Origin of the sequence: Tautonia sp. JC769 (assembly GCF_040717455.1) — a bacterium.
Lineage (GTDB): Bacteria > Planctomycetota > Planctomycetia > Isosphaerales > Isosphaeraceae > Tautonia.
Genome location: NZ_JBFEFH010000031.1, coordinates 66927 through 73402 on the forward strand (window position 1 = coordinate 66927; position 6476 = coordinate 73402).

The following is a 6476-nucleotide window of genomic DNA, read 5'->3' on the forward strand; positions in this document are numbered from 1 at the left end:
GATCATGAACACCGCCGCCGCTCCCGTCCAGTCACCACGCCCCGAATCCGGGCCCCGGGCCGCCCTCGGCCTGGTCGGCTTCCTGGTCGCTTGCTTCGCGGCGGCCGGCATCGGCGGCGTCCTCACCGGCCAGGGGACAGGGCCCTGGTACGATTCCCTGGCCAAGCCCCGATGGACCCCGCCCTCGGCCCTCTTCGGCCCCGTCTGGACCGCCCTCTACGCCGCCATGGCCGTGGCCGCCTGGCTCGTCTGGAGGCGCGCCGGATGGTCGGCCGGCGGTCGCGTCCCGCTCGTCCTCTTCGCGGTGCAACTGGCGCTCAACGTCGCCTGGTCCGGCCTCTTCTTCGGCCTGAAACGCCCCGACCTGGCCGCGTTCGAAATCGCCATCCTCTGGGTGGCGATCCTGGCCACCCTCATCGCCTTCTTCCGGGTCAGCCGACCGGCCGGATGGCTCATGGTCCCTTACCTGCTCTGGGTCACGTTCGCCTCGGCCCTGAACCTGGCAATCTGGCAGCTCAACGCCTCGTAATCTCGATCGCCTTCCCCCCCCCTTTTTGGAATCCGAGTCGATGATGACCTCAGCCTTGCTTCCGCTCGCCGTCTCGATCGCCCTTGCCACATTCGACGACGAGTCGGACACCCCGGCCTCCCCCCCTTCGAACGGCGGGTCCCTCTCCGGTCGCGTCACCTACTCCGGCCCATTGCCCCCCGCCGTGCTCAACCCCGAGGCCGCCACCCGACGCCAGCCGGTCGAGGTCGACCCCGAGTCGAAGGGACTCCGCGAGGCCGCCGTCTGGGTCGCAGGGGCCGCCATCGACGACCGATCGTCCTCCCCCGTTGCCGACGACGCCGAGCCGATCGTCGTCGACCAGGTCAATTTCGAGTTCCTCCCCCACGTCCTCACCGTCGAGGCCGGCCGGCCGGTCGAATTCCTCAACAACGACGTCGCGAATCACGGCGTCACCGCCTCGGGCTCCACCGTCGCCAACCGCTTCAACGTCACCACGCCCCCCGGCGGCTCGTACGTCCACCGCTTCCAAACGGCCCGGCAACCGGTGCCGATCGGCTGCCCGGTCCACGTGGCGATGTCGGCCTGGGTCTTCGTCTTCGACCACCCGTTTCACACCGTCACCGACGACCGGGGGCAGTTCCGCCTCGACGGCCTCCCCCCCGGCCGTCACACCCTCTTCGTCCACCACCCCGACGGCGGCCTTCGCAGGCGCATCGAGGTCGAGATCCGCGACGGCGAGACGACCGAACTGGACATCCCCTTCGTTGCCGAGGACCTCCGCCCCCCGTCTCGCCGCCCTTGATTCGGCCCCGCAAGCCTCGATCTCCCCAACCTCCGCCCGACCAATCACCCTCGACACGATCCCCCATCCGTCGTATCGTCCCCCCCGCGAAGCTCGGATCGATTCCCGAGACGTGATGGCTCACGGAGGAGGATGTCCATGGGAAGGATCGCCCGATCCCTCACCGCGCTTGCCCTGACCTCGATCGCGCTGGTCGGCCCCTCGGCCCGGGCGAGCGATGACCCGCCCGTCGCCCCGCCTCCCCCGATCGAGCCGTACCCCCTCGACACCCCGGAAGCCCCCGTCGTCACCACCCTCGCCGACCAGATCCGGGCTTTCCGCGCCTCGAAGTTCCAGGAGATCGACCAGGCTGTCTTCGAACTCCGCCAGTTGATCGCCGAACGCTCGCAGCAGCTCGCCCGGCTCGAATCCGAACTCCGCGACGCCCAGCAGGAGTTGGGGGTCCTCGAAGCACTCGCCGAACTCCAGGCCGCCGACACGGTCGAACTCGAAGCGGGTTCCTCCGCGTTCGAACCCGATCGGCCTTGTCACCTTCACACCCCGACGCCGATCGAGGTCCCCCCCGGGACCCTCGATGCCGTCGTCCCCGCCTCGGCCGAGGTCGAGCCGCAATGGCAAGGGGTCGTCCGGATCGCCAGCGCCAACGGCGGCCGGCTCGACCTGCTCCACGAGAGCGCCGACGGCTCCGGCAAGGTCCAGGCCGGTGCCCTGCAGGCCGACGTGATCGAGATCCGGGTGCGATCGGAGCAGGAGGCCCGCATCATCGCCCAGGCACTGAAGGCCGATGACAACGCGGTCGTCTCCTGGCCCGACCTCCGCATCCTCGCGGCCCCGGAAGCCGATCCCCGTCGGATCGACGCGATCGAAGCCACCATGCGACGCCTCGCCGAGACCGTCGATCGGATCGACCGCCGCACCTCCTCGACCGGCGATCACCCCTCGGGCGATCCCATCGTCGTCTCTCCCCCCGCCGAGATCCCTCCCGCGCCGTCGATCCCCGATTGACGCCCCGCACCGATCTCGGCCGTTACCCCAGCACTTCGGCCGGCGGCCCGTCGAGCCAGCCGGCCTCGATCACCCCCCAGAGCCCGATCAAGATCGCCTCGGCCGCGTCGTGCCGCAGCGAGGTCGGCCTCGACGCCCCCGACCATTCGATCACCCGCCGCGCGATCGCGTCGGCCTCACGCTTCGGCCGGTGCCGGTCGCCGAAGGCGTCGAGCGTCCCCCGCCAGACCTCGGCCCCGATCACCCGCACGACGATCCCCCTGCGATCCGCCTCGCGCCTCCAGACCTCGGCGACCGGCCCACCCCCTTCCAGCACCACCCGATCGAGCGGCCCGATCGAGCCGAACAGCCCGTAAGCCCCCCGCTTGAGCGTCGACCGGTTGGCGAAGTGCTGCGACCGATACCAGGCGAGCCGGCCGTCCCGGCCGAACAGGGCCAGGCCGGTCCGCAATCCGGTATCGACCGCCAGCAGCGCCATCGGCCCTGTCACTCCGGGTCGCGGTGGACCGTCTCGGGCGAGAAGGCGGGCAGGCAGACGGCGATGTACTCCGCCCCCTCCTCACCCGGCGTGCTGTAACGAATCCACTCCCCCTTGCGCGTGTAGACGCCTTGCCCGGCATGCACGTCGAGCGTCCCGTCGTGGTGCTCGACCCGGACCATCCCCCTCAGCACGATCGTGTACTCGTCGAACTGCGGCACCTGGCCCGGCTCGATCCAGCCCGAGGGGCTCCGCATGTGGGCGATGCTCACCCCGTCGGTCCCGCTGTTCACGCGACCGACGTATTCATCGATGAGCTTCGGTCGATTGCCCGCGGCTTCGACCCGCGTCGGCCCGGGAATGTGCATCGGCATGATGGAAACTCGCTCGTCTCGCCGGGCGCGATCGCCTGGGCCCGCAAAATCACTTCAAATCTGAGAGAGGTTCGCCCCGAGCAACCCGACGTGGATCCCGTTCTCCTTCAGGATCCGCGTCGCCTTCCCGTTGACCATCAGCAGGATGATCAATCCGATCAGGGGAAGCAACGCCCCGATCCCCAGCACGATCCCGAACCCCGTGCTGTACACCTTCATCGCCAGCAGGAAGATGAACACCATCGACGCCAGCCCCACCCCGATCACCGCGAACGCCATCGCGATGGCCAGATCCGGCGGCAAGACGAACTGACCGACCATCACGCCGAAGTAGAGCAGGATGCAAACCAGAATCCCCTTCTGATACGTCGCCACCTTCCTCAGATCCTGCCGCGACCCGCCCCGCACGCCCACCGCCTCATCCACCGGTCGCCCGATCGACTGCGGCGCCTCATACGGATTGTCACTCATCTCGATCGTTCCTCCCGCCCGGACACCCACACCCCGGCCACAATGCCCGTCCACGCTGCCGCCCCATGATTGCCGATCCGTCGATCCGCGGGAAGGGGCTGCCGCTCGTTCCCTCGCCCGGCCGATTGCTACGCCCCCGTCGGTTCTTGTGTCGTACCGCTTCCAGTCGAATCCGGTGGGTTCACGGTGTTTCGGCGGGTGCCCCGGGTTCCGCGCAGCGGACCCCGGGCCGGGGAGCGGCAGGCCCATGCGACTCCGCCCGGGTCCGCTGCGCGGAACCCGGGGCACCCGGATCCCTCCAGGTTTGACTGGAAGCGGTACGACCGTCACGATCGTAAGGCCAGTCTCAAGCCCCGCCGATCACACTGCACAAATCACGGCGTCGAGTGCCACCGCCTCGGCACCGGCGCGTCGAATCGCCCCGTCGGCGCCGGGAACCGCACGCCGACCTTCCAGAGCATGTCCGGCTGATGCTTCGCCAGCAGATATTTCATCACTACTTCATCCGACGGCGGCATCCCCGGGTCCTTGAACACCACGCAGAGCCTCGCCTCGCCGACATAACCATCGGCCTTCCAGACCTCGATCAAGGCGTGCGACTTCCTCGAAATCCGGAAGATCCGCGGGCCGTTGCGGATCGTGATCCGGTCGTCCCGGCAGAACTCGTCGAACTCGCGAGGCTCGACCACGTCCCTCACCAGTTGCGCCGCCACCAGTTCCGGCACCCCCTGGGCGAAGGCGGCGGCGTCGAGCGTCATCGGCTCGTCCTCCCGGGTCGGTTCGGGAGCGCTGCTCCCGTCGATGACCCGGAAGACCTCATGCTCGACCATCTTCGCATACCCGGCCCTCAGCGCCGGGTTGGCGATCACCAGCCTCGGGAACGACCCCGCCACCCGGACCACTTCATGCGCGAACGCCTGGACCTCGCGATGCAGCTTCGCCATCCAGAAGCCGACGTTCTTCTCCCGGTCGCTGCTCGAATAGCGGAAGACGTGCGGCCCGACGTCCGGCACCGTCACCTCCACCTCGCTCCCGTCCTTCCCCACCGCGTGCAGGACCGCCGCGTACGACGCCTCCCCCCTCACGAACCGCTCGGCCGCCTCCTCCTGATCCCCCCCCTTGATCCGCACCCTCCGATACGACGGCCTCGCCCTCAAGACCACCTCGCGCGCAAGCCGATCCGCCCGGCTCCGCTCGTCGGCGGCCTCGATCTCCCAGCGAAGGTATCCGGTGCGGATCATGGCATCACATCCGGCGATCGGTTTGCGGCCACTCGTCCCATTCCGATGCCGGGCCGTCGAGCATCACGCGCAGAAGATTCAGGACATCACCACCGAGGACGCCCACATCAGCTCACCTCAAGGCACCATCCGAGCAGACGACCCCGCCAGCCGATCCCTCAACTCCTCTGCCCTGGATTCTTCAAGCAGGCCGACCTCGGCGCATCGCCGGAGCACTCGCGTCATCTCCTCCACGAGTTCTCGCCGCAACTGCTTGCGCAGCGAATCGTGCGTGCTCCTCATCAAGGGCATGGACGCACTAGCGATGCCGTGCGCGGCCTGGTACGCCTCCTGGGCCGACCGAAGCGCCTCGAATCGCCCCTGGTACCCGTTGATCACGTCGAGCCGATGCTTGACCTCGCCCACCCAGAAATCGATGTTCGCGACATGGCCGGCGAGTTGGTGGACCGGCAGGCCGGCCGTATGCCGCAAGACGGAGAGCAGGGGGGTGCAGATCTCCTCGATGTACGCCATGACCCTCCCCTTCGCGATCGGTGCCGGAATGCCCGGTCGGTCATCCCCCCTGGATCGCCGGCACCAGCAGGATCTCGTGCGCCGAGGGGTCGAACTCCCGGATCGGCGTCGTCTTGCCCGGCCCGTCGAGGCGGAACGCCATCCGCCCGGGGGTGAAGTGCTCGGCGAAGGCCCGCTCGGCATCGCTAATGCTGTCGGGCTGTGCAACGTCCCATTCGGCGAGGCAGAGGTCGCCGTGGCCGGTCTTGAGCAGGCGAAGCTTCGACATGGCAGGCACGCTCCGTCAGTGCGAGGAAAGCTCGAAGGGTGGAGAGTCGCCGGGTGACTTCAATGCCGATCGTCCTGCGGGGCGACTCCCCGTCTTGATGCGATTGCGATTCGGAGTCCCATCCGATGATGCCCATTGTACCGGTCGCGCCGCCGACCGGCCAACGCCGCCCCTCGATCCCTCAGACTCCTTTCCCCTCCGCCCTCGATCCTCCCGAACCAGCCCGATCGGGATTTTTCAATTTTTGTGACTGAGCCTCCCTTTCTCCCCGATTCTTTCAAGTGTCGGGTCGATCCTTCGGCCCGTTTCCTCGTCTCGTTCATCTATTTCGATGCCGAAGCAACCGTGTCCATCCCCCTCCGTTCCCCTCACTCCCGTTTCCCCCATCCCTGCCGATCGCGCCCCGCGCCCGCGCTTCCTCTCCTCGCCTCACCCCCCACCCGACCGGCCCCCCTCGACGAAACGAACCCATCCCCGGTCCGGGGTTCACGATCCTGCCCTGTCCCCAGGTTGCTCCCCATCGCCCCCCGTGACGAAACGAACCCATTTCCGATCCCTCTTCCTGACGAAACGAACCCATTTCCGATCCCCCTCGCCACCGAAACAAACCAAACGCCCTCGCCACAACCCAATGGCTTCCAGGAATTTCCGGAAATTCCTCCCTCGTCCGAACCTGCGCACCATCTCCCCGCACAACGCGCACCGGGGCGCGCACACCCCCTCCCACCGGCCCCGGCCCCTGGCTGTCGAATCCTGCAATCAGCCTCCGCCCACTCCCCGGCGCACCTCGGTGCGCACCGCAACGGAGCGAAC

At 68.2% G+C, this 6476-nt stretch carries 9 protein-coding genes; 3 read left to right on the forward strand and 6 right to left on the reverse strand.

Going from position 1 to position 6476, the window contains the following annotated elements:
- Positions 1–4 precede the first annotated feature (4 nt).
- From AB1L88_RS23180 to AB1L88_RS23190, 3 genes are all read left to right on the forward strand, one after another.
- Positions 5–529 carry a TspO/MBR family protein gene (locus AB1L88_RS23180; RefSeq protein ID WP_367099073.1) on the forward strand — a complete coding sequence of 175 codons (525 nt, stop codon included), beginning with the start codon at positions 5–7 and terminating at the stop codon, positions 527–529.
- 40 nt (positions 530–569) lie between these two features.
- Positions 570–1313, forward strand: coding sequence for a carboxypeptidase regulatory-like domain-containing protein (locus AB1L88_RS23185; RefSeq protein WP_367099074.1), 744 nt, complete (start codon positions 570–572; stop codon positions 1311–1313).
- A gap of 138 nt (positions 1314–1451) precedes the next feature.
- Positions 1452–2318 (forward strand): hypothetical protein, encoded by an 867-nt coding sequence (locus AB1L88_RS23190; protein ID WP_367099075.1) that lies wholly within the window; start codon positions 1452–1454, stop codon positions 2316–2318.
- A gap of 22 nt (positions 2319–2340) precedes the next feature.
- Here the strand turns inward: AB1L88_RS23190 and AB1L88_RS23195 are convergent, their stop codons facing one another.
- The 6 genes from AB1L88_RS23195 to AB1L88_RS23220 form a co-directional block, all read right to left on the reverse strand.
- Positions 2341–2796 carry a hypothetical protein gene (locus AB1L88_RS23195; RefSeq protein WP_367099076.1) on the reverse strand — a complete coding sequence of 152 codons (456 nt, stop codon included), beginning with the start codon at positions 2794–2796 and terminating at the stop codon, positions 2341–2343.
- An 8-nt stretch (positions 2797–2804) separates the two neighbouring features.
- Positions 2805–3170 carry a cupin gene (locus AB1L88_RS23200; RefSeq protein WP_367099077.1) on the reverse strand — a complete coding sequence of 122 codons (366 nt, stop codon included), beginning with the start codon at positions 3168–3170 and terminating at the stop codon, positions 2805–2807.
- Between the two features lie 54 nt (positions 3171–3224).
- Positions 3225–3641, reverse strand: a complete 417-nt coding sequence (locus AB1L88_RS23205; protein WP_367099078.1) for a hypothetical protein — start codon at positions 3639–3641, stop codon at positions 3225–3227.
- Positions 3642–4015: 374 nt separating this feature from the next.
- Positions 4016–4882, reverse strand: a complete 867-nt coding sequence (locus AB1L88_RS23210; RefSeq protein WP_367099079.1) for a hypothetical protein — start codon at positions 4880–4882, stop codon at positions 4016–4018.
- Positions 4883–4999: 117 nt separating this feature from the next.
- Positions 5000–5395, reverse strand: coding sequence for a hypothetical protein (locus AB1L88_RS23215; RefSeq protein WP_367099080.1), 396 nt, complete (start codon positions 5393–5395; stop codon positions 5000–5002).
- Between the two features lie 40 nt (positions 5396–5435).
- Positions 5436–5663, reverse strand: a complete 228-nt coding sequence (locus AB1L88_RS23220) for a hypothetical protein (protein ID WP_367099081.1) — start codon at positions 5661–5663, stop codon at positions 5436–5438.
- Between the last annotated feature and the right edge of the window lie 813 nt (positions 5664–6476).